General features: G+C 67.8%; 26 protein-coding genes. 14 read left to right on the forward strand and 12 right to left on the reverse strand.

Going from position 1 to position 26,240, the window contains the following annotated elements; genetic code table 11:
- Positions 1–10 precede the first annotated feature (10 nt).
- The 7 genes from LzC2_RS01420 to LzC2_RS01450 all read left to right on the forward strand — a co-directional run bounded on the left by LzC2_RS01420 (position 11) and on the right by LzC2_RS01450 (position 6,847).
- On the forward strand, positions 11–2,311 hold the full coding sequence (locus LzC2_RS01420; RefSeq protein ID WP_171182955.1) for a xanthine dehydrogenase family protein molybdopterin-binding subunit: 2,301 nt from the start codon (positions 11–13) through the stop codon (positions 2,309–2,311).
- Positions 2,308–3,357 (forward strand): GTP 3',8-cyclase MoaA, encoded by a 1,050-nt coding sequence (gene moaA / locus LzC2_RS01425; protein ID WP_171182957.1) that lies wholly within the window; start codon positions 2,308–2,310, stop codon positions 3,355–3,357. Before LzC2_RS01420 ends, moaA begins: the two co-directional genes overlap by 4 nt.
- Before the next feature lie 4 nt (positions 3,358–3,361).
- Positions 3,362–4,330, forward strand: a complete 969-nt coding sequence (locus LzC2_RS01430) for an XdhC family protein (protein WP_171182959.1) — start codon at positions 3,362–3,364, stop codon at positions 4,328–4,330.
- A gap of 63 nt (positions 4,331–4,393) precedes the next feature.
- Positions 4,394–5,023 carry a nucleotidyltransferase family protein gene (locus LzC2_RS01435; protein ID WP_171182961.1) on the forward strand — a complete coding sequence of 210 codons (630 nt, stop codon included), beginning with the start codon at positions 4,394–4,396 and terminating at the stop codon, positions 5,021–5,023.
- Positions 5,020–5,295: a MoaD/ThiS family protein gene (locus LzC2_RS01440; protein ID WP_171182963.1), complete on the forward strand. Its 276-nt coding sequence runs from the start codon at positions 5,020–5,022 to the stop codon at positions 5,293–5,295. Before LzC2_RS01435 ends, LzC2_RS01440 begins: the two co-directional genes overlap by 4 nt.
- Positions 5,292–5,690, forward strand: coding sequence for a molybdenum cofactor biosynthesis protein MoaE (locus LzC2_RS01445; protein ID WP_171182965.1), 399 nt, complete (start codon positions 5,292–5,294; stop codon positions 5,688–5,690). Before LzC2_RS01440 ends, LzC2_RS01445 begins: the two co-directional genes overlap by 4 nt.
- Positions 5,666–6,847, forward strand: a complete 1,182-nt coding sequence (locus LzC2_RS01450; protein ID WP_171182967.1) for a putative sulfate/molybdate transporter — start codon at positions 5,666–5,668, stop codon at positions 6,845–6,847. The genes LzC2_RS01445 and LzC2_RS01450 overlap by 25 nt, the downstream gene beginning before the upstream one ends.
- A 1-nt stretch (position 6,848) precedes the next feature.
- Here LzC2_RS01450 and rpsN read toward each other — a convergent pair whose 3' ends face one another.
- Positions 6,849–7,118, reverse strand: coding sequence for a 30S ribosomal protein S14 (gene rpsN, locus LzC2_RS01455; RefSeq protein ID WP_171182970.1), 270 nt, complete (start codon positions 7,116–7,118; stop codon positions 6,849–6,851).
- A gap of 111 nt (positions 7,119–7,229) precedes the next feature.
- Positions 7,230–7,412, reverse strand: a complete 183-nt coding sequence (locus LzC2_RS22940; RefSeq protein ID WP_349771119.1) for a DUF2256 domain-containing protein — start codon at positions 7,410–7,412, stop codon at positions 7,230–7,232.
- Positions 7,413–7,517: 105 nt separating this feature from the next.
- Here LzC2_RS22940 and LzC2_RS21950 point away from each other — a divergent pair, with 105 nt between their 5' ends.
- Genes LzC2_RS21950 through LzC2_RS01475 form a run of 3 tightly spaced genes read left to right on the forward strand, consistent with a single transcriptional unit; the run spans position 7,518 to position 10,285 of the window.
- Positions 7,518–8,432, forward strand: a complete 915-nt coding sequence (locus LzC2_RS21950; RefSeq protein ID WP_246254635.1) for a hypothetical protein — start codon at positions 7,518–7,520, stop codon at positions 8,430–8,432.
- Entirely contained in the window at positions 8,425–9,420 is a 996-nt protein-coding gene (locus LzC2_RS01470) for an RluA family pseudouridine synthase (RefSeq protein ID WP_206678523.1), read from the forward strand. The genes LzC2_RS21950 and LzC2_RS01470 overlap by 8 nt, the downstream gene beginning before the upstream one ends.
- Positions 9,421–9,430: 10 nt before the next feature.
- The gene (locus LzC2_RS01475) at positions 9,431–10,285 is read left to right on the forward strand and encodes a fumarylacetoacetate hydrolase family protein (RefSeq protein ID WP_171182976.1); all 855 of its coding nucleotides are present in this window, start codon (positions 9,431–9,433) and stop codon (positions 10,283–10,285) included.
- A gap of 7 nt (positions 10,286–10,292) precedes the next feature.
- Here the strand turns inward: LzC2_RS01475 and LzC2_RS01480 are convergent, their stop codons facing one another.
- The 4 genes from LzC2_RS01480 to LzC2_RS01495 form a co-directional block, all read right to left on the reverse strand.
- Positions 10,293–11,171: a transglutaminase family protein gene (locus LzC2_RS01480; RefSeq protein WP_315854490.1), complete on the reverse strand. Its 879-nt coding sequence runs from the start codon at positions 11,169–11,171 to the stop codon at positions 10,293–10,295.
- 115 nt (positions 11,172–11,286) lie between these two features.
- Complete coding sequence (locus LzC2_RS01485) at positions 11,287–12,117, reverse strand: proteasome-type protease (RefSeq protein ID WP_174977601.1); 831 nt, start codon at positions 12,115–12,117, stop codon at positions 11,287–11,289.
- Positions 12,118–12,192: 75 nt separating this feature from the next.
- Entirely contained in the window at positions 12,193–13,158 is a 966-nt protein-coding gene (locus LzC2_RS01490; RefSeq protein WP_171182980.1) for an alpha-E domain-containing protein, read from the reverse strand.
- Between the two features lie 104 nt (positions 13,159–13,262).
- On the reverse strand, positions 13,263–14,771 hold the full coding sequence (locus tag LzC2_RS01495; RefSeq protein WP_171182982.1) for a circularly permuted type 2 ATP-grasp protein: 1,509 nt from the start codon (positions 14,769–14,771) through the stop codon (positions 13,263–13,265).
- Positions 14,772–14,895: 124 nt separating this feature from the next.
- On the opposite strand from LzC2_RS01495, the gene LzC2_RS01500 reads away from it, so the two are divergent.
- Positions 14,896–15,750 (forward strand): phytanoyl-CoA dioxygenase family protein, encoded by an 855-nt coding sequence (locus tag LzC2_RS01500; RefSeq protein WP_171182985.1) that lies wholly within the window; start codon positions 14,896–14,898, stop codon positions 15,748–15,750.
- 24 nt (positions 15,751–15,774) lie between these two features.
- On the opposite strand, the gene LzC2_RS01505 is transcribed toward LzC2_RS01500, so the two are convergent.
- Positions 15,775–16,638: a TIGR02452 family protein gene (locus tag LzC2_RS01505; protein WP_246254637.1), complete on the reverse strand. Its 864-nt coding sequence runs from the start codon at positions 16,636–16,638 to the stop codon at positions 15,775–15,777.
- A 14-nt stretch (positions 16,639–16,652) separates the two neighbouring features.
- Here LzC2_RS01505 and hemW point away from each other — a divergent pair, with 14 nt between their 5' ends.
- The 3 genes from hemW (at position 16,653) to LzC2_RS01520 (ending at position 21,248) form a co-directional block, all read left to right on the forward strand.
- A complete protein-coding gene (gene hemW, locus LzC2_RS01510) occupies positions 16,653–17,786 on the forward strand; it encodes a radical SAM family heme chaperone HemW (RefSeq protein WP_315854486.1) in 1,134 nt (377 codons plus the stop codon).
- A 217-nt stretch (positions 17,787–18,003) separates the two neighbouring features.
- Positions 18,004–20,808 (forward strand): efflux RND transporter permease subunit, encoded by a 2,805-nt coding sequence (locus LzC2_RS01515; RefSeq protein ID WP_171182991.1) that lies wholly within the window; start codon positions 18,004–18,006, stop codon positions 20,806–20,808.
- 74 nt (positions 20,809–20,882) lie between these two features.
- On the forward strand, positions 20,883–21,248 hold the full coding sequence (locus LzC2_RS01520; protein ID WP_171182993.1) for a co-chaperone GroES: 366 nt from the start codon (positions 20,883–20,885) through the stop codon (positions 21,246–21,248).
- 13 nt (positions 21,249–21,261) lie between these two features.
- Here LzC2_RS01520 and LzC2_RS01525 read toward each other — a convergent pair whose 3' ends face one another.
- The 5 genes from LzC2_RS01525 to LzC2_RS01545 all read right to left on the reverse strand — a co-directional run bounded on the left by LzC2_RS01525 (position 21,262) and on the right by LzC2_RS01545 (position 26,171).
- Positions 21,262–21,486: a hypothetical protein gene (locus LzC2_RS01525; protein ID WP_171182996.1), complete on the reverse strand. Its 225-nt coding sequence runs from the start codon at positions 21,484–21,486 to the stop codon at positions 21,262–21,264.
- A gap of 52 nt (positions 21,487–21,538) precedes the next feature.
- On the reverse strand, positions 21,539–21,883 hold the full coding sequence (gene rplU / locus LzC2_RS01530; RefSeq protein ID WP_171182998.1) for a 50S ribosomal protein L21: 345 nt from the start codon (positions 21,881–21,883) through the stop codon (positions 21,539–21,541).
- Positions 21,884–22,014: 131 nt separating this feature from the next.
- The gene (locus LzC2_RS01535; RefSeq protein WP_315854487.1) at positions 22,015–23,613 is read right to left on the reverse strand and encodes an Rne/Rng family ribonuclease; all 1,599 of its coding nucleotides are present in this window, start codon (positions 23,611–23,613) and stop codon (positions 22,015–22,017) included.
- Positions 23,614–23,922: 309 nt separating this feature from the next.
- Positions 23,923–25,740, reverse strand: coding sequence for a phosphoenolpyruvate--protein phosphotransferase (gene ptsP / locus LzC2_RS01540; RefSeq protein ID WP_171183002.1), 1,818 nt, complete (start codon positions 25,738–25,740; stop codon positions 23,923–23,925).
- Between the two features lie 134 nt (positions 25,741–25,874).
- The gene (locus LzC2_RS01545) at positions 25,875–26,171 is read right to left on the reverse strand and encodes an HPr family phosphocarrier protein (RefSeq protein ID WP_171183005.1); all 297 of its coding nucleotides are present in this window, start codon (positions 26,169–26,171) and stop codon (positions 25,875–25,877) included.
- Positions 26,172–26,240 lie beyond the last annotated feature (69 nt).

Genomic DNA, 26,240 nt, shown 5'->3' on the forward strand with positions numbered 1-26,240 from the left:
CCCACGATCGATGTTCTTCGACACCCCCGCCTCCGGCTTCGCCCCGCTTCCCCGGCTCGCGGACGACGCCGGGGCGATCGGCCGTCCCAAGGTGCGTCGATCCGGTCGGGAAAAGGTGACCGGGACCGCCGCCTACACCGCGGAGCGCGACGGTCGGCACAGCCCCGATTCGTTCCCCGGCCTGCTGCATGCCGTCGCGGTGCCGGCGACGATCGCCAAAGGGCGCGTGACCGGAATCGACGCCTCCGCGGCGGAGGCGATGCCGGGCGTTCGACACGTGCTCACGCCGGCTAACAGTCCGAAGCTCAAGGTGCCCGAGGGACCGCCGGGGCTGGGTTTTCAAAGCATCGAGCCGGCCGGCCCCGCCGGCGTCGAGTCCCAGGAGATCGTTCACGGCGGGCAATACGTCGCCGCGGTGATCGCGGACACGTTCGAGGCCGCCCGGGACGGGGCCCTCGCCGTGAAGGTGACGTACGAGGAAGAGCCGAACCCCGTCATCGCCATCGAAGCGGTCAACGGCAGCGAGGAACGGCCGAACTCTCTGATGGGCGATCCGCCGGTGATGGAGGAGGGCGACGCGGAGACCGCCGTGAAAGAGGCCGCCCTCTCCGTCGATCTGCAGTTCAAGACGGACACGAATCACCACAATCCGATCGAGCCGCACGCCACGATCGCGGCGTTCGGGAAGGACGCGAACGGGTCAGAGACGCTGAGCGTTCGCGAAACCACCCAGAACCTCTACGGCACCCGCGGCTCCCTCGCCGAGGCGTTCGGATTGAAGCCGGAGCAGGTGGAGGTCGTGTGCGACTTCGTGGGCGGGGCGTTCGGATCGAAGGGCGTGATGTGGCCGCAGGCGTTGCTGGCCTGCAAGTGCGCCAAGCTGGCCGGCGCCCCGGTGAAGCTGGTGGTGACGCGGCGGCAGATGTACGGCGGGACCGGCCATCGTTCGCCCACGCTTCACCGGGTCGCGCTGGGAGCGAAGGAGGACGGAACCCTGACCGGCATCGTGCACGAGGGCTTCACGACCAGCAGCATCCGCGACGACTACACCGACGCCGTCGTCCTGGCGACCAAGATCCTCTACGCGGCGCCGGCCCGGCGCTTGTCCCAGCGAATGGGGCGATTGAACACGCAGTTGCCCACCTTCATGCGGGCGCCGGCGGAGACGCCGGGGATGTACCCGCTGGAGTGCGCGATGGACGAACTCGCCGCGGCGGCGGGGATGGACCCGATCGAGCTTCGACTGAGGAACGAGCCGCCGAAAGATCCCATGACCGGCAAACCGTTCTCGGGGCGTCATTTCGTCCAATGTCTGAAGGCCGGCGCCGACCGCTTCGGCTGGGCCGACCGACCGTTGCAGCCGCGGAAGCGGAAGAAGGGACGCTGGTTGATCGGAACCGGCGTCGCCGCGGCGACGTACCCGGCGTTCGGGTTTCCCACGGAGGTCGAACTGACGCTGCGTGCCAACGGCACCGTCCGAGCGGTGTGCGCGACGCACGAACTTGGCACCGGCACCGCGACGGTGCAGGCTCAGGTCGCGGCCGATTTGCTGGGCGTGTCGGCGGGGCGGGTCGACTTTGACCTCGGGTCCACGGCGTATCCGAAGGGCGGCGTCTCCGGCGGCAGCGCGACGACGCTGTCCGTCGGCTCCGCCCTCCGCGACGCCGCCGAGAAACTCAAGGCGGCGCTCCTCAAACATGCCCCCCAAGACTCCCCGCTCTCCGGAGCGAAACCGGGCGACGTGACGTTCGATTCCGGCAAGTTGGTCCTGACCGAGTCCGGGAAAGGGGCGTCCCTCGAAGACCTGCTCGAAGCCGCGGCGAAGGCGGAGCTCTCCGCGAAAGGCAGCTACGCCCCCGGCAAAAGCGAGTTTTCCAAGCACAGTTTCGGGGCGACGTTCGTCGAAGTCGGCGTCGACGAGGAGTTCGGTCTCGTCCGCGTGCGTCGCATGCTCGGGTGCTACGCCTGCGGCACGATCCTCAACCGCAAGCTCGGCCGCAGCCAGTTCCTCGGCGGGATGGTGATGGGAATCGGCTCCGGTCTGTTGGAGGTCACCCATCACGACACGCGGCTGGCCCGTTGGACAAACGACAACCTCGCCGAGTATCACGTGCCGGTGAATGCGGACGTACCCGACCTCGACGTCATGTGGATCGACGACCCGGACTTCAACGCCTCCCCGATCGGGGCCAAGGGCATCGGCGAGATCGGCATTACCGGCGTGAACGCTGCGTTGGCGAACGCCGTCTGGCATGCGACCGGCAAGCGGCATCGCACCATCCCGATCACCCCCGAAGCGGTGATGGCTTGAGTTCCCTCCTCAGTCCGGGGCGAACTCAGACGTCCGGTCCTTCGCTGCCAGTCATCGACGCCACGTCGCTGACCGATCGGCACGCGCGCACCTTCCGTAGTCTGCGAGTTTCGCTCACGCCGGCGTGTAACTTCGCCTGCGTTTATTGCCGGCCGGCGGACCACCGCACGTTTCAGCACGGCTCCGACCTGTTGAGTTTGGGCGAGATCGCCCGAACGGTCGGTGTCGCCGCGCAGCTCGGATTTCGCAAGGTCCGACTGACCGGCGGCGAACCGCTCGTCCGTCCGCACGTCCCGGATCTCGTCGCTGATCTCAAGTCGATCCCCGGCATCGAGCAGGTCGCCCTGACGACGAACGGGTCGCTGCTTCCGAAGCACGCCGCTCGTTTGAAATCGGCGGGGCTGGATCGGGTGAACGTGTCGCTCGACTCCCTCGACCGTGAAGCGACCGCGAAGCTCGCCGGTCGCGACGTGCTGGACGAAGTGCTCGCCGGACTCGACGCCGCCGCCGCGGCCGAATTGCCGGTGAAGCTGAACGTCGTCCCGGTGCGGGGCGTGAACGACCACGAGACGCTCGATCTGGCGTCGTACGGGGCGGAGCGGGGTTGGGAGGTGCGTTTCATCGAGTACATGCCGATGGGCCGCGTCGCCTCCTCTCTACCTGACGCCACCGTGCCGTCGGCGGAGCTGCGGGAACGACTTGCCGAACGGTTCGATCTGCACCTCGATCCCGCCGTGCCCGCCAGTGATCCGGCCCGCGGGTGGGTCTGCCGCCGCACCGGCGCCCGCGTCGGCTTCATCTCCAGCCTGACGGAGCACTTCTGCGCGGCCTGCGATCGCATGCGGCTGACCGCGGAGGGGCAATTACGTCCCTGTCTGCATCAGGACGCCGGGGTAAACCTCCGCGATCCGCTGCGTGACGGCGCGGACGACGCCGCCTTAGCCGCTCTCTTCAAGAACGCGGCGAACCAGAAGTGGGCGGGGCACGAGATGACCGCCGCGACGCCCCGGTTTTCGGATCGCGACATGATTTCGCTGGGGGGCTGACGCGGTGCGGTCGCTCCGGGAGGTGTTGGCGTTCGCCGATCGACTCGAACCCGGCGAGACCGCCGCGGTCTGCACCGTCGTCCGGGTCACCGGCAGCGCCTACGGTCGGCCGGGCGCCCGATTAATTCTCACGCCGGACGGAAGCCGCGCGGGGTACGTGTCCGGCGGGTGCTTGGAGAAAGAACTCGCCCGCCGCGTTTGGGAGGCGACCGCGGAGGGACCGCGGACGCTTGCGTTCGACACCCGCGGCAATCCCCGCGTCCCCGGCGGCGCCTACAACGCCGGCTGCGACGGCGTGATCGAGATCCTCTGCGAGCGCCTCGACCCGCCCGTAGATCCCGATCCTGGCGACCCCGTCGGCCGCGACCCCGGCGGCTTGAACGCGGTGCGGCGGTCGATCGAGACCGGCGAACCGATCGAGCGCACCGTCGACGGCTTCCGGGAAACGATCGAACCGCCGCGCCCCCTCACGATCTTCGGCGCCGGTGATGACGCCCGCCCGCTTTGCGAATTGGCCGGGGTGATGGGCTGGGCCGTGACGGTCGTCGCCAAGCAGCCGGAACTCGCCCTGCCGACGCGTTTTCCGGCGGCGGATCAGGTGATTTGCGCCGACCCGGCCGCGGTCCTCGATCGGCTCTCGTTGCGACCGCACAGCGCCGCGGTCGGGCTGACCCACGACTACGCCGGCGACGTGCGATTGCTGGCCGGACTGCTGGACAGCGAGATCGGGTACGTCGGCATGCTCGGACCGAAACGCCGAGCCGGGCGTCTGATGACGGACCTGCATGCCGCGGGAAGCCTGCCGTCCCCGGACCGATTGGCGAAGCTGCAGGCTCCGGTGGGATTGGACATCGGAGCGAAAACGCCCGAGGAGATCGCCGCCGCGGTGATCGCGGAGATCGTCGCCCATTTCCGGGGGCGGGGGGGCGGATTCCTCTCGCAGCGCAACGCCCCGATCCATGACGCGGCTTGACGCATTCGTCAGACAGGGCCGGGCGCGACTGTGAAAACGCCGCGTTCCACCCACAATGCCCGCATGCCACGCCCCGGTCCGCCGCAGAAGCTCGCTCCGGTCGACGATTGCGCGGCGCTGATCCTCGCCGCGGGGGCGTCGAGCCGGTTCGGTTCGCCAAAGCCTTTGGCCGAATGGAACGGGAAGACGCTGGTCGCTCATGCCGTCGACACCGCGGAGGCGGCCGGATGCTGGCCGATTACCGTGGTGGTCGGGGGCGAAGCGACGCGAGTGGCGCGGGCCGTCCCGGCGTCCGCCGGGGTGACGATCAATCCCCGTTGGGCGGACGGGCAGGGGACCAGTCTGGCCGCGGGCATTGCGGCGCTCACCGGCGGGATGGAGCCGAGCCGCACGCTGATTTTGCCGGTCGATCTGCCGCAGCTGACCGCCGACGACCTGCGGCAGGTGATCGAGGCGAGCAAGACAGCGACCGCCGCCGCAGCGAGCTTCGACGACGGCGCCGGCGGGCAGGCCTTCGGTCCGCCGGTCTGCGTGACGCCGTCGCTGTACCCGGCGCTCCGCGACTGCACGGCGGAGGGTGGGGCGAAGCCGATCCTCACAGTGCTCGGCGACGACCTTGCCCGCGTCCCGCTCGCGGCCGCCGCCCACGACGTCGACACCCCCGCTGACCTCGCCGCCTTGACGCCCCGATGAGCGCGACCGATTCGCCCGCAGCGACCCGCAGGTTGACCGTGCGGTTGTTCGGTCCGCAGGCCCGGCTCGCCGGCGCGGACGCGGTGACGATCACCCTCCCGGAGAACGCCACGGTCGCCGAGATCCGATCCGGATTGAGCGAGGCCTGCGAACCCCTGCGGCCCTCGTTGAGCGGCAGCCGCATCGCGGTCAATCACGAGTACGTCTCCGAGAGCGAGCCGGTCGCCTTCGATGCGGAGGTGGCGTTGATCGGTTTGGTGAGCGGCGGATGAACGGCGCCTCGCCCCCGATCTCGCTGTCCCCCGGTCCGCTGGCGCCGATCGGCTCGGCGTCGCCGTCGACCTACGGGGCCGTGCTGACGTTCGAGGGGGTGGTCCGTCCCTCCGAACCGGACGGGGCGGCATCGCGACCGCTCGCCGCGCTACTGTACGAGGCGTACGAGCCGATGACGACGCAGGAACTCGCCCGTCTGGCGAAAACCTGCGAAGCGGAATTCGAGGCGATTCTGTCCGTCGAACACAGCGTGGGCGAGGTGCCGGTGGGCGCTTGCAGCTTTCGGCTGCGCGTCGCCACGCCGCACCGCGCCGCGGCGTTGGCCTGCTGCGCGGCGTTCGTCGATCGGATGAAGCGCGACGTGCCGCTGTGGAAGATTCCGGTGTGGGCGTGACGGCGCCGCCGGACGCGGTCCCCGCTGAGGCCGACGGGTTGCGGTTCGGACCGGCGGAGTGGTCGGGCGGCCTGGGCGACCTCGGAACGTTTCTGCCGGTGACGGTCTCGCTCTGTCTGGTGTGCGAGTTGAACTTGGCCGTCGTGCTGATCTGGGCCGGCGTATTGAACGCTGTGACCGGCGTTCTGTTCCGTCAGCCGATTCCCGTGCAGCCGATGAAAGCGATCGCCGCCCTGGCGATCGCCGGCGGACTGAGCGCCGGGGCCGTGCGGACCGCGGGAGTGGGCGCCGGGCTGGTCGTGGCACTAATCGGCATGCTGGGCGTCGCGGATCGGCTTGGCCGGTGGGTTCCCGCTGCGATCGTTCGTGGATTGCAGTTGGGCGTCGGCGGGGCGTTGGCGATCCGCGGCGGGAGTTGGCTGATCGAGGAACCGGCGACGTTGTGGTTGGCGGCGCCGGTCGCCGCCGCTGTGCTACTCGCTCCCCGATGGCCGCGGGCGCCGCTGCTGATGGGCGTCGTGTTCGCCGGGCTGACGATCGGGGCGACGTCGACGGCACCGGAAACGCCCGCTCCACCTGCGATTTCCTTCCCGACGAGTGGGGAATGGCGTACCGGACTGCTCGAACTCGCCCCGGCCCAATTACCGCTGACGCTCCTGAACAGCGTGGTCGCGGTGTGCGTGCTGTCCGCCGACTACTTTCCCGGCCGCGGCGTCCGTCCCGGGCGGATGGCGACGTCGGTCGGCGTGATGAACCTTCTCACCGTGCCTCTGGGCGGCATGCCCGTCTGTCACGGCGCCGGCGGGCTAGCGGCCCAATATCACTTCGGCGCCCGCACCGGCGGGGCGGTCGTGCTGCTGGGCGGGGGGAAGATCCTCGCCGGCCTCGCCCTGCTGACGGCGCCCGCCGGGGCGATCACCGCGTTTCCCCGACCGATCCTCGCGGTGCTGTTGATCGCCGCGGGCTGGCGCCTCGCGAGCGCTTCGGAAGCCGCCGCCGGATGGACAGCCGTCGCGGTGACGCTCGTCACCGGCGCCGGGGTCGCGTTCGCCGGCACGCTCTGGGGCGTGGGGGCCGGGTTCCTGCTCTGGTGCGTGCTACGACTCGTCGCTCGCCGCTCTCCTCAAACTTTGGGAGAGAGCGGCGAACGATCGTGAATCACCAACTGGCCTTGGTCATTCCGGGGATCAGGCCGTCGAGGGCCATATCCCGCAGCATGATCCGGGAGATCTGGAACTTGCGGTAGGTGCCCCGCATCCGGCCGGTCAGCTTGCAGTAGCGGCGGTACCGGGTCGGGCTGCTGTTGCGGGGAAGCGCGGCCAGGCCGTCGTAATCGCCGGCCGCTTTCAGCCGCTCGCGCTTGGCGGCGTAACGCTCGATCAACCGAGAGTTGCGCTTCATTTTCTCAATTTTGCCCTTCGAAGCCATTTTGCGGGGTCCCGCGACGCGGGGTTCTTGTCGTGAAGTTTGTACGGGGGAGCGGACGGACCGACCGCGGAGCGGGCATCATAGGGAGGTCGCCGTGGACCGCAACCGCGGTCACTCCGCAGGCGCTGTCCGTTTCGACGCCCTGCGGCAGGCCTCGGAGCAGTAGCGAACCTGTTCCCAGTCTCGCTCCCACTTCTCCCGCCACGAGAACGGACGCTCGCAGACGGGACAGGTCTTTGTCGGCAGATCGCCCTTGGAAGGGCGACGCGGTTCGGCGTTGGACGGTTTGGACACAGAGAGTGTCTGCGGGCGTGATTGACCGGGCGGCGCCGGGATCTTACCGTCCGCGGTTCGCCCCGGCGGCCGGATCGCCGCCTTAGTCTCTGAACAAACCGACGGATGAAGCCCGAAGAGCGGCAGGCCCTCCAGCAGAACGAACTGGAGCAGGAATACGTCGGCCACCTCAAACCCTTCCTCGAGAAGTACGGCCGACTGGTCGCGCTCGCCGCGGTTGCGGTGGTGCTGCTGTTCGTGGCGATCAGCGTGTTCCGCGGCGCCTCGCGAGGCACTCTGGAGGCCGGCTGGGGCGGGCTGTTCGATGCCGGCGACAATGTTGCGGCCGTCGAAGCCGTCGCCGACGAGGAGTTGGGCGAAGGACTGACGAACGCAACCGTCTGGGCGCACCTGCGAGCCGGCAATCTCTTCCTCGGCAGCGCGTCGCGGTCCGCGTTCAGTGATAAAGCCGCGGCCGAAGACGGATTCGAGTCCGCCAGGAAGCATTTCGAGGCGGCTCTCGCCATCGACGACGCCCCGTCCGCGGCCCGCGCCCAGGCGTTGTACGGTTTGGCGAGTGTGGAAGAAGCCGTTTCAGACGGCGACGTCTCCGCGGCGACGAAGACGTACACCCGGCTCGTCGAGGATTACCCGGATTCCCCGCTCGTTCCCGCCGCGGAGTTGCGGTTGGAAGCTCTCGAACGCCCGACCACCGGCCCGTTCCTGGCCTGGCTCGCCAAGCAGGAACCGAAGCAGGAAGACATCGCCCGCCCGCTGGACAATGTTCCGACCGGCGAAGGCGATGACGACGCGCCGATCCCCGGCGTCGATGCGGACGCGGATGCCGGCTCCGAATTGGAGGCTCCGCCCGCGGGCATGACGCCGGACGTTCCCGCCGCCGGCGACGAGACCGCGTCCGCAGAGAACGCTGCTGAGGACGACGGCGAGCCGAAGCCGGCCGAGCCGGTCGCGAGCGAATCGTCCGAGGACGAAGCCGAGGCTCCCGCTGAAGACGACGCGCCGGCTGACGGCGGTGAGTGACGCGGAAAGAAGATCCCTGGTCGTCGGCCCCGATCAGGTCGGGGAACGGGCGGACGTGGCGCTCGCCGGGCTGTTTCCCGAGCACAGCCGGTCCGCGTTGCAAAAGGCGGTGAAGGCGGGCGCCGTCACGTTGAACGATGCGCCGGTCAAGAGCGGCCATCGCCTGAAAGAGGGGGACGTGCTGAGCGGAACCGCCCCCGAGGCGGCCGCCCCCACGGTGCCGCCGGAAGATCTGCCGCTGAACGTCCTTCACGAGGACGAGCGACTGATCGTGGTGAACAAGGCTGCGGGCATGATCGTGCATCCGGGGCGCGGGAACCCGACAGGAACGCTCGCCGCGGCGTTGCAGCATCGGTTCGACACGCTTTCCGACGCCGGCGGCGAGCATCGCCCCGGGATCGTGCATCGGCTCGATCGCGACACCAGCGGCGTGCTGGTCGTGGCGAAGGACAACCGGGCCCACGCGGACCTCAGCGCCCAGTTCGCCGCCCGGACGGTGAAGAAGGAGTACGCGGCGATCGCCCGCGGTATCCCGGGGTTCGACTCCGACTGGATCGAAACGCATGTTCGCACCGATCCCAAGATGCGGGAGCGGATGCAGGTCTGCGAGGCCGGCGGCAACGCCCGCTCGGCGCGAACGTTCTACGAGGTCGTCGAGCGGTTCCCCCCGAAGGACGGTCGCGGCACCGGCTACACGTTGTTTCGGCTCTTCCCGCACACCGGCCGCACGCACCAGTTGCGCGTGCATTTGCGATATCTGGGACACCCGATCGTTGCGGACAACATGTACGCCGGCGGGAAGGTATTGACGGACGCGGAAGCCCGCGGCGCGACGGAACCCGGCGGTCGGGGTCTGATCCGTCGTCAGGCGCTGCATGCGAGGCGGCTGGAATTCGATCATCCGGAGAGCGGCGAGCGCGTGGCGTTCGAAGCGCCGCTGCCCACTGACATGTCGCGAGTGCTCGACGCCCTGCGCGACGCCCGCTAGCCTGCCGGGCATGCTCCTCGCCCGCTTCTCGACCGCCGACGACCCCACACCTCGGATTGGCCGGATCGACGGCGACTCCGTCCAGGAACTCGACGCGGCCGGCGACGGACTCACGCTGTCCGCCTTACTGCACGCTGAGAACCCGGCCGCGTTTGTACAGAGCTTGGGCGCCGGGCCGGTGCATTCGCTGGGAGCGGTCCGGCCCCTCTCGCCGCTGGACGTTCAGGAAGTTTGGGCGGCCGGCGTGACGTACAAGCGATCGCAGGTGGCGCGGATGGAGGAATCCGAGGCCGCCGCCGACCACTATGACCGCGTCTATTCCGCCGATCGGCCAGAACTGTTCTTCAAATCGACGGCCGCCCGGGTCGTCGCCCATGGCGGGCCAATCCGGGTTCGCGCCGATAGCGACTGGACGGTCCCGGAGCCGGAGCTGACGCTGATGATCTCCCCCGCGGGGAAGATCGTCGGTTACACCGTCGGCAACGACGTCTCCTCCCGGGACATCGAGGGCGAGAACCCGCTCTATCTTCCGCAGGCGAAGACCTACGACGGGTCCTGCGCCCTCGGACCGTACGTGCTGTTAGCGGAGGAGCCGCTCAAACCGGCCGAGACGACGATCGAACTGCTAATCGAACGCGGCGGGGCCGAAGCATTCCGCGATTCGACCGATCTGTCGCAGATGAAGCGGTCGTTGGAAGAACTCGTCGGCTGGCTCACCCGGGAGTATTCCATCCCGGACGGCGCCGCGTTGATGACCGGCACCGGCCTCGTGCCGCCCGGCCAGTTCACGCTCGAGAACGGCGATGCGGTCAGCATTACGATCGCCGGAATCGGCACGCTGCGGAATCCCGTCGAACGTTCGTAGGGTCGAACTACTGTTGGTTTTGCGAAGGCTGCTGGGAGTAGCTCACGCCTTCGGTCATGACCACGTCGAGGTCGAAGTCGATCTCGGTCTCCGCCTGACCGCTGTAGCCGCCGGAGATCGGCATGCAAAACTGCGGGTCCGCGGAAGCGGTCACCGTGACGTGCCGGTCGGCGACGGCGAGGCCGCGCGTCGGATCGAACGCCCGCCAACCGCCGCCGGGTAGGAACACCTCGGCCCAGGCGTGCAGCTCCGGTTCGCCGCCCGCTTCCGGCGGACTGGTATAGCCGCTGACGAAGCGACAGGCCAGATCCTGCGTGCGAGCCGCATCGATGAACAAGACGGCGAGATCGCGGCAGGCTCCGCCGCCTTCCAGTACCTCGGCCGGCGTGAACGGCTCGCCGGTCTCCCGATACCGCACCGGACAGCGGCGGTGAATCTCGTTGTTCAACGCGATCAGAAAGTTGCCCGGCTCCGGGTTCGCCTCCGCCAATTGAGCGGCCATCTTCGCCACCGGATCGCCGGCGGGAATCTTGCCGGGCACCCGCGCCATCGAGGGGATCAACAGCGGTCCGAAATCCCCGTAATCGACCGGCATCTCCCGGGATTCGACGAGGAAGTCGAAGGGGTTCTCGCGGACGATTTCCACGGTCAGCAGCGCCGTGATCCGCAGGTGATCGGTCTGCCCTGAGAACCAGACGACCTCCGTCGAGTTCCCCTCGGCGTCGAGCTGTTCGGTCCGGCCGACCGGCTGCGGATCGATCGACAGGGTGTGCGCGATGCAGCGCTGGCCGGCCCCGTCGCGCGGGCGAAACCGCAGCGTTTGCGGACCGAGGGTGACCGGCGAACTGTAGCGATAGCGGGTCGTGTGACGGACGTTGAAGCGCACCAAGAACCTTTAGGATAAAGACGGCCCCGGGGAACTCGATGGTTCGGCCGGGGGGACGGCGGCGTATTGTACCCGGCCCGTCAGCGCCGAATCGGGGCGAACCCTCTCCCCGCCGTCAGGTTCCGTACCGGTCCGGGCTGTGGGCCTCCAGCACGTCGCCCCATTCGGGCGGCACGGCGTCCCGCAGCGGATCCAGCCAACCGCTGGGGATCGAACGAATGCTGTTCCGCAATCGGTCCTGCCACCAGTCGGTGATCTCGCTGAGGTCCGCCTGATGGAACCGGCGCTCCACGGTGCGAAAACCGTCTCTTTTATAGAGCACGATGTCGATCGGCGGGCCGACGTCCGCGGCGCTGATGCGAGTCGAATCGAACGCCAGGCACCCCACCTTGAGGGCGAACCGCATCGGGTCTTCGTACTTCAACGTCCGATCCAGCACCGGCTTGCCGTACCCGCCGGCGCCGATGATCTGATAGGGCGTATCGCGTTCCACGGAGATCCAGTTCCCCTCGGGGTACACGAGAAACAGGCGGTGCTGATCGTCGCCGTGCATCTGCCCGCCCAGCAGCGCATGGATGTTGAGATCCAGCTTCGCCTCGCGGAGCGCCTCGCCGTCCTCCTTCGCGACGCGGCGGATCTGAGCGGCCAGCAGGTTCGCCACCTCGAACAACCGATGTTCCGTGATGCGGCCGGGGGTCGCGAGTTCATTCTCGAAATACGTCAGCGCTTTGTCCCGGGCGCTGCGCAACCCGCTGGTCATCACGAAACAGGAGCCGGCCGGGCGGGTTCCCCCATGCGTTTCGTAGCCGGGGGCGTCCTCGGCGAGCGGCGGGAAGTCGTAGATCGTCACCTTCTTCGAGGAAATGACCTCGCTACCGGTGGTGACTCGGGTATCGGACAGACCGACGATGCCGTCCTCGACCTTCATCGCGAGGCAAAACGTCATGGGCGAGGCGGGCTCCGAAGATCCGACGGGGGCCGTCGGGGAAGGAAGGGGGAAGTCGCCGAGTGTACCGCGACCTCACCCGCCCTGCGGAGCGAAGAACGTCTCGGAAATCGCCGTCCCGGACTCGTTCAGTTGGCGCTGGGTCGAATCGAGGAATTCGTGCATCCCGCCGGCGACGATCTCATCGGGCCGGGTGAACGCCAATCGGGCGTGCAGCTTGCCGAGGCGTTGTTCCGCGACGCTGGCGAACGTGCCCGGCGGGGTACCGGTAATCGCATGCAGCGCCCGATCCGCCCGCGACAGACAGTTCAACACGCTGCGGGGGAAGTGCAGGTCCAGCACGAGGAAATCGACCACGTCCTGCGGCGTAATCCGGCCGTGCTTCTGCCGATACATCTGCAGCGCCCCGGCGCTGCGAAGCAATGCCGCCCACTGGAGCGAATCGAACGGCGTGCCGACGTCTTCCGAGGAGGGCAGCAGCAGGTAGTACTTGACGTCAAGGATGCGGGTCGTTTTGTCCGCCCGTTCGATGCTGCGGCCGAGCCGGCAGAACTGCCAGGCCTCGCCGTGGGTCATCGTCGCATCGGTCACGCCGAGGAACTGCTGCCCGGCCTGTCGAACCTTTTCGAAGAACTCGTGCGGCTCGTCGATCGGCCCCTCGCCGCGGCGGGCGTCGCAGGCTTCGGAAACCATCAGGTGAAAGCGATTCAGGTGCTCCCACATCTCCTCGGAGATGCACTCCCGCACGGTGCGGGCGTTCTCACGGGCCGTCGCCAGACAACTACGGACGCTGTTGGGGTTCTCGCCGTCGATCGCGAGAAAGCGAATCACGTTCCGCCGGGTCGCCTCATCGTAGCGCCGCGAAAAGGCGGCTTCGTCGCCGCTTGTGATGACTAAGGGGTGCCACTGCTCACCTTCGCCGCCGCGGTCCGGCAGGTCTAGCGAGAGGTTCAGGTTCACTCCGATGAAGCGGGCGACGTTCTCCGCCCGCTCCACGAGGCGAGACATCCAATAAACTGATTCTGCGACGCGAGAGAGCATATGTTGAGAGAAGTCGAGATAGGGCGAGCGGGGGGCGTCAGCCCCCTGAGAGATGTAAGCGGTCGTTGGTTGAGCGCCTCAGGGGGCTGACGCCCCCTGCTCGCCTAGCTGAGCACCCAGGTGTCCTTGCTTCCGCCGCCCTTACTGCTGTTCACGATCAGCGAACCGGGGGTCAGCGCGACCCTCGTCAAACCGCCGGGCAGGACGTAGGTCTCCGGTCCGCGGATGATGAACGGTCGCAGATCGACATGGCGACCGGCGAGGTTCAGTTCGCCGTCCGCGGTCGGCTCGCACAGCACCGGCACCCGGGAGAGCGCCAGCGTGGGTTGGGCGATGTAGTCCCGCGGATCGTCCTTGATCTTCGCGGCGAACTCCTCGCGCTCCGCCGCGGTGCTGGCCGGGCCGATCAACATGCCGGCGCCGCCGCTTTCGTTCGCCGGTTTGACCACCATGCGTTCGAGATTCGCCAAGACGTGCTTCAACCCGTCGGCGTCTCCGCAGCGATGGGTGGGCACGTTCGGGAGGATCGGATCCTCGTTCAGGTAGTACCGGATCATGTCCGGGACGTAGGTGTAGATCACCTTGTCGTCCGCGACGCCGGTGCCGGGGGCGTTGGCGAGGGCGACGCGGCCCGCCCGGTAGGCGTCCATCAGGCCGGGGACGCCGAGCATGCTGTCCTTGCGGAACGCCGCCGGGTCGAGGAACTCGTCGTCCACGCGGCGGTACAGCACGTCGACCCGCTGCGGCCCGCGGGTGGTACGCATCTGGACGAACCCGTCTCGCACCATCAGGTCGCGGCCCTCGACCAGCGGGATTCCCATCTGCTGGGCGAGGAAGCTGTGCTCGAAGTAGGCGCTGTTGTAGATGCCCGGGGTGAGCACCGCCGCGACCGGGTTTTCGACCCGTCCGCCGCACAGCCACTGCAGACAGTCCAGTAGCTTCCAGGGGTAATCGTCGACGGGGCGGATGTCGTTGCCGCTGAACAGCCCCGGGAAGGTTTGCTTGAGCAACTGCCTGTTTTGCAGGACGTACGACACGCCGCTGGGTACCCGCAGGTTGTCTTCCAAGACGTACAGCGTGCCGTCGCCGTCGCGGACGAGGTCCGTGCCGGTGATGTGACACCACACATCCCGCGGCGGCTTCAGCCCGATGCAGGGCTTCTTCAATCCTTCGCCGCTCTCCACGGCGGAGCGGGGCACGACGCCGTCGTTCAGGATCCTTTGATCCCCGTACACGTCGCCGATGAAGCGATCCAACGCTTCGATCCGCTGCTTCAAACCGCGTTCGACCGTGCGCCATTCCTCCGCGGTGATCACGCGGGGCAGAATGTCGAACGGGATAATCCGTTCTTTCCCCCGGGCGTCGCCGTAGACGCTGAAGGTGATACCCAGGCGCCGCATCGCGGTTTCCGCGGCGGCCTGTCGTCGGGCCAGATCCCCCGGGGCGAGCTCGGCGACCCGCCGGCAGAGGCGTTCGCTCGCGGGGCGGGGGGAACGATCCTCCGCGACGGTTTCGTCGAAGAAGCCGCCGAGGTCGTAATGTTCGAAGATATTCTGGTCCGCGGTCGAGGACGGTTGCGAGGCGTCCGGGTTGATAGACTGAGTTTGAAACATCGGGAGCATGGCTGTTCCGACGCGGGGTGAGCGGCCCCTGCGTGTCGGTCGTATGTTCTCCCCAGTGTAACGAGCATTCACGTACCTCCCCCAACTGATCTTCCTTCAGCGCGAGTTTCGATCGATGGACGCCGCCGCACCCAGGTTCGACGCCACCCCCGACGTGTCGGCGGAGGCCCGCGATCTCCGCTTTCGCCCCGGCGATCCCGCCTCCGCGACGACCTTGACCTCGGATCAGGTCGTCCACTTCAACGAACGCGGTTTCGTCGCCCCCCTGCCGGCGTTCGAACCGGATGAGGCGGACCGCGTCCGCGCTTACTTCGACGGCTTGCTCGCGGAGGCTTTGGCCGCGGGGAAGGACAGCTACTCGCTCTCGACCGCGCATCTCACGCACGGCGGCGTCTACGACCTGCTGACGCATCCCACCTTCGTCGGGTACGCGGCGGACGTTCTCCGCGAGGCCGGCGCCCCGGAGGCGGGCGTGATCGGCTGGGGATCCCACTTCTTCTGCAAGCTGCCGGGCGAGGAGAAGCAAGTCGGCTGGCACCAGGACGCCAGCTTCTGGCCCCTGTCCCCCAGTCACGCGGTCACGATCTGGCTCGCGATCGACGACGCCGACGAGGACAACGGCTGCATGCGGTTCCTGGCCGGCTCGCATCACAGCGGGCACCTGACCTACCGCGAAAGCACGCCGGAGGATCATTCCGCCTTGAACCAGATCGTCCCCGACGCGGAGCAATACGGCGAGGAGGTCTACGACGAACTCGAAGCCGGAACCTGCAGCGTGCACAGCGACCTGCTGTTGCACGGCAGCGCGTCGAATCCCAGTCCCCGCCGCCGCTGCGGATTGACGCTGCGGTACTGCTCGGCGGGCGTGCGGGCCGGTCAGGGTTGGAACGCGAAGGGCATCGTGGTGCGAGGCGAAGACCCCAGCGGTCACTGGGCGAACCCGTCCCGCCCGGATGGCCCGGGCTGGTGAGCGAATCGCGGTCGTTCGTGCGAATTACCCTCCGACGAACGTTTGTTCAAAGGCGTTGATCGTTGCGCCGTCGGGGCGATCCAGCACCGCCATCGCGACGGTTCGGAAGGTGCCGCGGAAGGGGCCGTCGAGCAGTTCCTTCCACAGATTCGCGACGAACACGGGATCGTTGCGAAACACTCCGCAGCCCCAGGCGCCCAAGACAAGATCGACGTGCCGGCGGTGCGCGGCGACGGCCAGAACCCGGCCCGCGCGTTCGCGGAAGACCGCGGGCAGTTCCGGGAGCCGAGTCGGGTGGTTCTGAGCCACGGCCCCGGCGTTCGGGGCGGGGGCCGTGAAGATCGACGCTCGATACGGCTCCGCGAGTAGTTCGTCCGCGTCGTCCCGAAAGACCGGCACGCCGGGCGAGTACGCCATTCGATGCGAGTAGAACGCCCCGCCGTCTCGGCGGTTGTGCTGGTAGAACCCGTCGAGGTCTTTCACGCAGGCGTACAACCCGGTCGCTCGCCCGAGGCTTTCCTCTTGGGCCTGCGCCCCGCTGAGGAACCCGCCGCCGGGATTCTTTGCGGAGGCGAAGTTCAACGCCAACACGTCGGCGTCTGGATTGTCATGCGTGAGGCGTCGGCACGCGGCGAGCGTCGTTTCGTTACGCACCTCAATCGTCGTGTCGTACGATCCGGGAGAGGAGGGCGGGCCGGGGGGATCGCAGATTAAGGTCGTGCCGGCGACCGCTTCAGCGAGCCATGCTCGGATGGAGACCTCGTTCTCCATCGGGTCGAAGTAGAATCCGTCTTCCAACAGTTGAAGCGTGTCGGCGGCGACGGCTTTGCGGGCGGCGCGATTACTCATGGCGGACGGACAGCCGCGTTGGTTGCCGGGTTCGGGCATCGTACCGTGGCGTCGTGCATCGCTCCGCCTACACTCATGTCCCGTTCTGCCGTCACCGCTGCGGGTATTGCGATTTCACTCTCGTCGCCGGCCGCGACGATCTCGCCGGGCGCTATCTGACGGCGCTCGATCAGGAATTGAATCGTGTCGCTCCGCCCACGCCCGGCGGACGGGTGGAGCTGGATACGTTGTTCCTCGGCGGCGGCACGCCCACGCGGTTGGACGGGCCGCAATTGGATCGTCTGTTCGATGCGCTGTTCCGCCGCTACCGACTGGCCGAGGGGGCGGAGGTCACGGTCGAAGCGAACCCCTCCGATATCACGCCGGACCTCGTCGGTCGGCTCGCCGATGCGGGCGTGAACCGGGTGAGCCTCGGCGTGCAGTCTTTCGACGCCGCGGCGCTGACCACCCTCGAACGCGACCACGCTCCCACGGACATCCCCCGGGTGCTGGAGACCGTTCGGCGCCGCATCGACAACGTCTCGCTGGACCTGATCTACGCCGTCCCCGGTCAGGATCTGCGAAGCTGGGAGGCGACGCTGGACGCGGCTCTTGCCTTGGAACCGTCGCACCTCTCCACCTACGGCTTGACGTTCGAGAAGGGCACCGCCTTCTGGTCCCGCCGCCGTCGTGGGGAACTGATCACCCCACCGGAGGAGTCCGAGCGAGCGATGTACGCCGCGGCGATGGACCGCCCCGCCGCCGCCGGTTTTCATCAATACGAACTGAGCAGCCACGCCCGCCCTGGCCGCGAATGCCGCCACAATCGGGCGTACTGGTGCGGCGACGACTTCGAAGCGTTCGGCCCCGGCGCCGCGAACCTGATCGACGGGGTGAGGCGAACGAACCACCGCGGGGTGCTGGGGTGGCTGAAGCGGGTCGAAGCGGGCGAGTCGTCCTGGGTCGAAGAAGAACGCCTCGCCCCGGAGGATCGCGCCCGCGAGCTCGTGATGCTCAATCTCAGAAGGACGGAGGGCGTGGAGCGGGAGGACTTCCAGCAGCGCACCGGCTTCGCGATCGAGGGTTTGTTGCTGGGCGATCTCGAGGAGCAGGAATCACTCGGTTTTGTGACGCGCGACGACGCCGGCGTTCGGCTGACGCGGGAGGGCCGCTTTGTCGCGGACGGGGTGATGGCGGCGTTTCTGTAACCGCTCAATTGATTGCGATCGGAACGCTGGGCGGCTCACGCCGATTCAGCGGATCAGCGAACGGGAACGGGCGCGAGGGGAGCGAATCGTCCCGCTCCGGACGCACATCCTCAGACCCGGGTTGGGGCAAACGACGCGGGAAGCAATAATCGAAGTTCTCCGCCCGCCGGCCGCACGCCGCCGGGAGTCGCTCACGCCCGCAACCCACGGACGACCCTTGCCGGCCCCCCCCTCGGATGTCGCCGCCGAAGACCGGCCGGGCCGCCGGTCCCCCGGCGTCCCTCGCGCCGCTTGGGCATTGGCGGCGTTCTGCCTCGCCGTGCCGGCGGTCGGCTGGGGACTCACCCAGATTCGACTCGAAAACGACGTCGAAAGCTGGCTCCCGGAAGGCGATCCGGACGCCGCGCGACTCGCCTGGTTCAAAGAACATTTTCCCAGCGAAGACACGCTGGTCGTGAGTTGGAAGGGCGTCCAAGCCGGCGACCCTCGATTGAAAGACTACGCGAACGCCCTCCGGGGAACCCGGGACGAAGACGGCGTGCAGCGCGGCGGGAGTCGGTTGGTCGATCGCGTGGTCACCCCCTCGGAACTGGCCGCTCGGATGGTCGACGCCGGGGTCGAGCCGGACGACGCCGTCGATCGGGTCACCGGCCTGCTGACCGGCGGCGGCCCCTTGCGAGTCGTGCTCTCGGAAACCGGCCAGGCCGATCCGGCGACGGCCGCCGAACGAATCGCCGCCGCGGTGCGGGTCGCCGCGGACGTCGAACCGGAAGTATTGACGGCGGCGGAACCGGAGACGTTCGCGGCGAACGCGATCGCCCTCGAAGCCGAGACGGACGACGAACCGTCGTTCTCCTTCCCGGTCGCGGCCGCCCACGATCTGACGGTCCGCTGGCCGCACATGGATTCCGCCCCCGAGACGGTGGCCACTGCGAAGAGCGCCGCGGAGGGCGCGCGGGATGCCGAGGGGCGGGCCTACGTCGCTGAGGTTTTCCGTATCGCCGGACAGCCGGCGGCGGTCTCCGTTTCGTTGTCGGAAGCCGGCGCCGCGGATCCGAAAGCCGCGGTCGCGGATCTCCGCGAAGCGGCCGAGGCGATCGGGGTTCCCGCCGAAGACCTGCACATCGGCGGGCGGACCGTCACCGCGATCGCGCTCAATCAGGCGCTCAAGCGAACCGCCGTCAATCGAGACGTGCCCGGCTGGAAGCTCTGGGAGCGTAGCCCAGTGCTGATGTCGTTCCTCGTCTCGGCTGGGCTGGCGTTCTGGTTGCTGGGCGGGGTCCGGGTCTCCCTGTGCGTGCTGGGAGCGACGCTGTTCACGGTGCTGGCTTCGCTGAGCGTCGTGCCGTTGACCGGCGGGGGGATGAACATGGTGCTGGTCGTGATGCCCTCGCTGCTGTTGGTGTTGAGCCTGAGCGCGGGGGTACACCTCGTGAACTACTACCGGCACGCCGCGGAGAACGGCGAATCGAACGCCGTCGCCCGGGCGCTCTCGGTCGCTCGCACGCCCACGGTGTTGGCGGCCTGCACGACCGCGGTGGGCCTCATTTCGTTGGCCGTCAGCCCGTTGGTGCCGGTGCGGGAGTTCGGCATCTATTCGTCGATCGGCTGCGGGATCATGCTCGCCGTCGTGCTGTTCGGCCTGCCGGCGCTGCTGGAGCACCTCGCCCCGCCGCCTTCGTCGCGCGGCGGGGGCAAATCGCTGTGGCCGGCGTTCGCCGCGCGATTGGTCCGTCATCGCCGTCTCGTCATCGCGACCTGTCTGCTGGTCGCCGCGGGCTGCTCGCTGGGCCTGACCCGGTTCCGCACGGAGACGAAAGTCATCAAGTACTTTCCGTCCTCGGCCCAGGTCGTTCAGGACTACGCCTACTTCGAGGATCGCATCACCGGCGTGATCCCCGTGGACGTCATCGTGCGGTTCGACAAGGACTCGCTGGACGATCCGCAGCAACCGTTCACGAATCGCATGGAGTTGGTCCGGGCGGTGGCGGATCGAATCGAGCGCCACCCGGAAATCAGCGGGGCGATTTCGCTCGCCAGCTTCCGCCCCCCCGCGGAAGTCTTGCCGGAGAACGCCGGTCGATTCGCCCGCATCGGCTACTTCCGCCGAGCCGCGGAGACGGAACGCCGCGTCCGTGAGGAACCGGCGTCGGCGGGTTTCCTGACCACCGCACACCTCCCGACGCCCGCCGACAAGGACGGCGAATCCATGGCGGTGCCGGGCGACGAACTGTGGCGAATTAGCGCCCAGGCGAACATCCTCACCGACGTCGATTACGCCGTGCTGACGGACGACCTCAATACCGCGGCCGCGGAAGTGTTGAAGGACGAACCGGGCGCCGGGTACGCGGTGACGGGCTTGGTGCCGCTGTTCCTGCGAACCCAAGAGGCGGTACTGGAAGGGCTGATCGACAGCTTCGGCTTGGCCTTCGCCGTGATCGCGGTGGTGATGAGCGTCGTGCTGGGCTCCGTCCGGGCCGGGCTGACCGCGATGCTGCCGAACATCCTGCCGGTCACCGCCGTCTTCGGGTTGGTGAGCTGGTTCGCCGTCCCGGTGGATATCGGCACGATGATCTCCGCCAGCGTGGCGCTGGGCATCGCGGTGGACGGTACGCTGCACCTCGTCGCCGCATTCCGACACGCCCCGGCGGAACTTGAACGGGAGGAGGCCGCCGCCTTTGCCCTCAACGAGTGCGGACCGGCCTTGTGGCAGACGAGCCTGATCGTCGGCATCGGCCTGTTGATGCTCGCCCCGGCCGAACTGCTGCTGGTGAGCCGGTTCGGCTGGCTGATGTCCGCGTTGATCGCCGCGGCGCTGATCGCCGACGTGATCCTGCTGCCGGCGCTGCTGGCCGGTCCGATGGGGTCGCTGATTCGCCGGAAGACCGATGAGGAAGGCGACGATGCAGACGCCGACGAGCCGCCCGTGGCCGGCGAAGCGCCCCTCAAAATCGGCGAGGCGGCGAGGGTCGCCAAGCCGGAACCGCGCCCGCAGTTGGCGGCTTTCACCCGCCCCGCCTGACCGCGGGGTCATTCGCCGCGGTCCCTCAGCGCCGTAAGATGGGATGCCAGCCGCACCCAACCGCCCCGTGGCCGATGCCGAACGAGTACGTCGAACCAGTCGGAAACCGCATCCTCGTCCGCAAGGATGAAAGTCGCGGTCAAACGCGCGGCGGCATCGTGCTCCCCAGCGATGCGGAGATCCCCACGATCACCGGCCGGGTGGTCGAGATCAGCGCGATGGTCGAGCGCGACGCGGACTTTCCGGTTCGCAAGTACGACAAGGTGCTGTACCACCCGAAGCGGTCGATCCCCGTGGATCTGGAAGCCGACAACCGCCTGTTCGTCGTGCCGATCGCGGACGTCTGCGCCGTCTTCCGCCGCAGCACGGAGCCGGTCGGAACGGGAGAGCTGGAGATCGCGGAGGAGTCCGGCGAGGGCGGCGCGGCGGGAACCGCTTAGACGGTCGCCGGCGTCACCGGTTCGCCAGGGCCTTGTAACCCATCAACAGGCCGAACGAGAGAGCCGCGCCGAGCAGCGCCCCGACGAACGGCACCCCAAAGACGATCATCACGGCCGCGGACGAGACGAAGCAGACGAGAACGGCCACGAACGCCCAGACGATGAAGGACTGCCCCTCCATCTCCGCCGCCTTGCCGGTCACGTAGCAGACCAGACCGACAAGGATCAGTTCCAACATCGCAGCGGTCCTGAGGAGTCGCGCCGACGGCCCTGAACGAACCGAAGACGGCCTACGCCTCCGCCTTCTCTTCGAGGCCGGGGACGTTCACGCCGGTCACCTGCACGGTGGTGTACTTTTGGCGGTGACCCGTGTGGCGCCGGCTGTTTTTCCGGCGGCGGATCTTCTGGATCTCCAGCTTCTGGCCTTTGTCCATGGCCCGCACGACCTCCGCGGTGACGGTGGCGCCTTCGATCAGCGGGGCGCCGATCGTGCTGGAGCCGCCGCCGTTGGCGAGCAGGACGCGATCGAACGTGACAGTCCCGCCGTCCTCGACGTCCTTGCGGTAGTCGATCGACAGTTTCTCGCCGGGGGCCACGCGGTACTGACGGCTGCCGTCTTCGATGATCGCAAACATGATATTCGTCCGGGATTCGCCCGGCGGCTCGGTTCCGGCCGGGATGAATCCGGGCGCGGCGTCGGAGAGGGAAAGAAAAACGCCGGAGTCCGACCGGACTCCGGCGTTACAGGGGTCGATAGTCTACGCGGTCACTTGCCGCCCCGCGAGGGCAGGGGGGGCAGGTTTTTCACCGGGCGGCCGTTGTCGTCGGTCGCAGCGAGGGCGAGGAACTCCGGGTGGGTGTCCGCCTTGGCGCTGATCGCGATGTGAATGTCGCGATCCTCCTCCAGGTTCATGATTTCCCGCCGCTTGCGATTGTTCAGATCGTCGGCGACGGCCTCGTGCACGGTGACGGTCAATTCCGCCACGTTCTTCATGCCCGCAGCGGCCAGCAGCACGCGCATCACCTCGATGGACATGCTCTCCGGCGTCTTCACCTGGCCGGTGCCGCTGCAACAGGGGCAGTCGTTGAACAACGCACGGCCCAAGGACGGGCGGATCCGCTGCCGGGTCATCTCGACCAGGCCGAACGCGCTGGGTCGGGAGACTTTAGTGCGGGCGCGGTCCCGTTCGAGGTGCTGCTCGAAGGCCCGCAGCAGCCCTTTGCGGTGCCGTTCGGCCCGCATGTCGATGAAGTCGTTGACGATCACGCCGCCCAAGTCGCGGAGCCGCAGCTGCCGGGCGATCTCCGCCGCGGCGGCGAGGTTCACCTTATAGGCGCTCTCCTCGGCGTCCTTCGTCCCGCGAGCCGAACCGCTATTCACGTCGATCGCCACCAGCGCTTCGGTCTGGTCGATCACGATCGACCCGCCGCCCTTCAGCGGCACCTGCCGCTGCTGGATGTTGGCGATCTCGTCTTCGATGCCGTGCGCCTGAAACAGCGGGCTGCTGCCCTCATGCAGCTTCAGACGGGAGGACATCTTGGGCATCATCGCGTCCATGAAGTCCTTCGCGCGATCGAAGGCGTCTTCGGCGTCGATGTGAACCGCGTCGATGTCCGCGTTGAAGGTGTCCCGAATGGTACGGATCATGATGTCCGTCTCCTCGTACACCGTGCACACGCCGTTGGAGTCCTCGACCTTCTCCGCGATGCTCTGCCAGAGCTTCGTGAGATAGGTGAGGTCGTTCTTCAGGTCGTTTTGCGTGCGGCCGAGCGCCGCGGTCCGAACGATGAAGCCCACGCCCTTCGGCGGGTTCATATCGCGGAGCATGCGGCGGAGTTCGCGGCGCTCGTCGTCGTCCTCGATCTTCCGGGAGACACCCACCCGACCGAGGTTCGGCATCAGCACCAGATAGCGGCCGGGAACGCTGATCTTCGTGGAGAGCGTCGGGCCTTTGTTGCCGAGACCTTCCTTGATGACCTGAATCAGCACTTCGCTGCCGCGACGGAGAATCTCCTGGATCTGCGGCTTGCTCTGCCGGCGTTCGCCACCGCGGTCTCCGTTCCGGCCGCCGCGCCCGCGCGGGCCGTCGAAGTCGTCGTCCGGGTCGCCGTCCGGGCGAAGGTGCTTGAAGTACTGGTACTCGATGTCGGAGACGTGCAGGAAGCCGTTACGCCCCTCGCCGAAGTCCACAAAGCACGCCTGAATCGACGGCTCGACGTTGACCACCTTCCCCTTATAGATATTCCCGACGAGGTTCTCGCCGCTGGATCGCTCCAGATAAAGCTCCTCCAGTCGGCCATCCTCGACGATGGCGATGCGGGTCTCCTCCGGCTGGAGGACGTTGACGAGCATCTCTTTCTTCACGGGACACGCACCTTTCAATGGTATTGGAAAGATGACGGCCCGAACCCGTTTCCCGTTCCGGTCCCCCGTGAAGCGCCGAGGACGGACCGAATGCGGTCGCCTCCGACTTCCAGGGGACGGGCGGACGCCCACGATGCGCAGCGATCGGCTGGCGGCATGGGATAATGCGGGGTCGAACCGTCAAGAAGACGGGCGCGACGACGTGGCTCGAACGTGTGTTCGACGCCGACGCGGGAAGCGACGTGTGAAGCTGTACGGGATCGGCCCTGCGAACCGACCGGAGTCGGTGCGAGCGGAGAAAACGAATCATCACCGGGCGGCCCCCGCCCAGTGGTCGGAGCGCTTGGACTTCGGACGCACCAACGCCGCCCGGTCGTCCGGCTCCGGTCGGCCGGAGCGGGTTCGCTCGACCTCGTCTCGGAGGTAGTTTTCCACGTCTCGGGCCAGTTCCAGCCCTTCGGCGTGGGCGGCGACGCCTTCGCACCCGGCGACTTCGAGTCGCCCGGCGAGGTCTTTGAGCTCTGGGATGACGTGCGGCGTCACGCTGATCTGGCGAATCCCCAGCCCCAGCAACAGCGGAAGAAATTTCGGATCGCTGCTCATCTGCCCGCAAATCGTCACCGGGACGTCGTGACGGGCGGCGGCTTCGACGACCCAACGGATCAAACGCAGGACCGACGGGTCGCCGGCGGAGTAGAGATTCGCCAGGTCCGGGTCGGCCCGGTCTGCAGCGAGGGTGTATTGGATCAGGTCGTTGGTGCCGATGCTGAAGAAGTCGACCTCGCGGGCGAAGTCGTCCGCCCGCAGCGCCGCGCTCGGCACCTCGACCATCATTCCGATCGGAATGTCGCGGCGGAACTCGATCCCCTCTTCGTCCAAGTCTTCCATCACGTCCGCGAGGACCATCTTCGCCTGACGCAGCTCCAACAGCGTGCTGACCAGCGGGAACATCACGCGGACGTCGCCGAAGGCGCTCGCCCGCAGGACGGCCCGAAGCTGCGTCTTGAACGACGGCAGGTTCTGCAGGCTGAGGCGGATGCTCCGCAGGCCCAGAGCGCTGTCGAGATGCCCCGCGATGCCGCGGCGCATGCTGTCGGAGACCTTGTCGGCCCCGAGGTCCATCGTGCGGATGACCACCGGACGGCCGGCCATCGCGGTGACGACCTTGCAGTACGCGTCGTAGTGCTCTTCCTCGGTCGGCTCGGCGTCGCCTTGCAGGTACAGGAATTCCGTCCGGTACAGGCCGACGCCGTCGCTGCCGCGATCGGTGCAATGGCCGACCTCCTCGGGGAATTCGATGTTCCCCATGATGAAGATGCGCTCGCCGTCGCGGGTGCGCGGCTGCACGTCCCGGTAGGTCTGAAGCCGGATCGACTCCGTCCTGCGGGCCTCGGCGCGGCGGCGGTAGTCGGCGAGGGTTTCCTCATCCGGATCGATCAGCAGTTCGCCCCGCTGCCCGTCGACGATGACGGTTTCGCCGCCCGCCACGTCGGAGAGGAACCGCCCGACGCCGACCACCGCCGGCAATTCGAGGGCGCCCGCGAGAATGGCCGTGTGGCTGGTCCGGCCGCCGCCCTCGGTGACGAACGCGAGGATCTTCGACCGGTCCAGCGACGCCGTTTCGCTGGGCGTCAGGTTCTTCGCCAGCAGGACGACCGGGTCCGTCAGGTTCTTCAGCTCGTCGCGGCCCTGCCCGAGCAGCTCGCGGAGCACTCGTTTTTCCAAGTCGAACAGGTCCGCCGCCCGCTCCGCCATCTGCGGGTTGCCCATCTCCTGCAGGGCCTTGGTGTACTTGCGGATCACCCGGCTGGCGGCGAACTCCGGCGAGTAATTCTTCTTGCGGATGTAGGCCCGCACCTCGTCCTGAAACGAGGCGTCCCGCGCAAGTTGGCCGTGGGCGGCGAAGATGGCGCCGTACTGAGCGCCGAGCCGATCGGCCGCGATCTGTTCGTTCTCGCCGATTTCCGTGGAGATTCGCTCCAGGGCGCGATCCAGGCGATCCAGCTCCGACTCGACCGCATCGACCCGCACGTACTGGCTGGGGATCCGAAACGTCTCGACGCCCAGCACCACGGCCGGACCCACGGCAACCCCCGGGGAGACGGCGATCCCTCGCTTGAGCAGCATGGCGGACGTGAAAGAATGAGGAACTGGTCGGCCCGATCGGGCGACGTTGAAGAGTGTACCGCCGTCAAGACGTGGGGGGCAGTCCGAGGGACGCGCCCGCACGGGAACGCGGCGGGACGACCGCCAGAAGTTCGCTAATCCGGCGACGTTGCGGAGATCAGCGCGGCAATCTCTTCGACGGCCTCATTCGCTCCGGGCCCTTCGGCCCTGACCGTGACCGATTCTCCGCAGGCGGCCGCGAGCGTCAGGAGTTGGATCATCGCCTTGGCGTCCGCGTCCGTCTCCCCTTTGGAGATGCTGACGGAGCAGGCATAACGGGATGCGGCCTGGGTCACCAACGTGATCGGCCGCATGTGCAGGCCGTCCGGGTTCCCGACCTGCACGGTGCAGGTCGCGACGTCGCTGGCGGCGGTGTTCCTCTCGTCGGACATCGTCTCTGGGGTAGAGGCGAACCGTCCTCGGACAGTTCGCCGAACTCTGTGGACGCCGAGCAGTACGCT

The organism is Alienimonas chondri (assembly GCF_013036045.1).
Taxonomy (GTDB): Bacteria; Planctomycetota; Planctomycetia; order Planctomycetales; family Planctomycetaceae; genus Alienimonas; species Alienimonas chondri.

What these genes read in the sequence shown, in the direction of transcription:
- LzC2_RS01420 (WP_171182955.1), top strand. Translation starts at nt 11, where the DNA reads ATGTTCTTCGACACCCCCGCCTCCGGCTTCGCCCCGCTTCCCCGGCTC.
- LzC2_RS01435 (WP_171182961.1), top strand. Translation starts at nt 4,394, where the DNA reads ATGCCACGCCCCGGTCCGCCGCAGAAGCTCGCTCCGGTCGACGATTGC.
- LzC2_RS01440 (WP_171182963.1), top strand. Translation starts at nt 5,020, where the DNA reads ATGAGCGCGACCGATTCGCCCGCAGCGACCCGCAGGTTGACCGTGCGG.
- LzC2_RS01445 (WP_171182965.1), top strand. Translation starts at nt 5,292, where the DNA reads ATGAACGGCGCCTCGCCCCCGATCTCGCTGTCCCCCGGTCCGCTGGCG.
- rpsN (WP_171182970.1), bottom strand. Translation starts at nt 7,118, where the DNA reads ATGGCTTCGAAGGGCAAAATTGAGAAAATGAAGCGCAACTCTCGGTTG.
- LzC2_RS21950 (WP_246254635.1), top strand. Translation starts at nt 7,518, where the DNA reads ATGAAGCCCGAAGAGCGGCAGGCCCTCCAGCAGAACGAACTGGAGCAG.
- LzC2_RS01475 (WP_171182976.1), top strand. Translation starts at nt 9,431, where the DNA reads ATGCTCCTCGCCCGCTTCTCGACCGCCGACGACCCCACACCTCGGATT.
- LzC2_RS01485 (WP_174977601.1), bottom strand. Translation starts at nt 12,117, where the DNA reads ATGACGTTTTGCCTCGCGATGAAGGTCGAGGACGGCATCGTCGGTCTG.
- LzC2_RS01490 (WP_171182980.1), bottom strand. Translation starts at nt 13,158, where the DNA reads ATGCTCTCTCGCGTCGCAGAATCAGTTTATTGGATGTCTCGCCTCGTG.
- LzC2_RS01495 (WP_171182982.1), bottom strand. Translation starts at nt 14,771, where the DNA reads ATGTTTCAAACTCAGTCTATCAACCCGGACGCCTCGCAACCGTCCTCG.
- LzC2_RS01500 (WP_171182985.1), top strand. Translation starts at nt 14,896, where the DNA reads ATGGACGCCGCCGCACCCAGGTTCGACGCCACCCCCGACGTGTCGGCG.
- LzC2_RS01505 (WP_246254637.1), bottom strand. Translation starts at nt 16,638, where the DNA reads ATGCCCGAACCCGGCAACCAACGCGGCTGTCCGTCCGCCATGAGTAAT.
- LzC2_RS01520 (WP_171182993.1), top strand. Translation starts at nt 20,883, where the DNA reads ATGCCGAACGAGTACGTCGAACCAGTCGGAAACCGCATCCTCGTCCGC.
- LzC2_RS01525 (WP_171182996.1), bottom strand. Translation starts at nt 21,486, where the DNA reads ATGTTGGAACTGATCCTTGTCGGTCTGGTCTGCTACGTGACCGGCAAG.
- rplU (WP_171182998.1), bottom strand. Translation starts at nt 21,883, where the DNA reads ATGTTTGCGATCATCGAAGACGGCAGCCGTCAGTACCGCGTGGCCCCC.
- ptsP (WP_171183002.1), bottom strand. Translation starts at nt 25,740, where the DNA reads ATGCTGCTCAAGCGAGGGATCGCCGTCTCCCCGGGGGTTGCCGTGGGT.
- LzC2_RS01545 (WP_171183005.1), bottom strand. Translation starts at nt 26,171, where the DNA reads ATGTCCGACGAGAGGAACACCGCCGCCAGCGACGTCGCGACCTGCACC.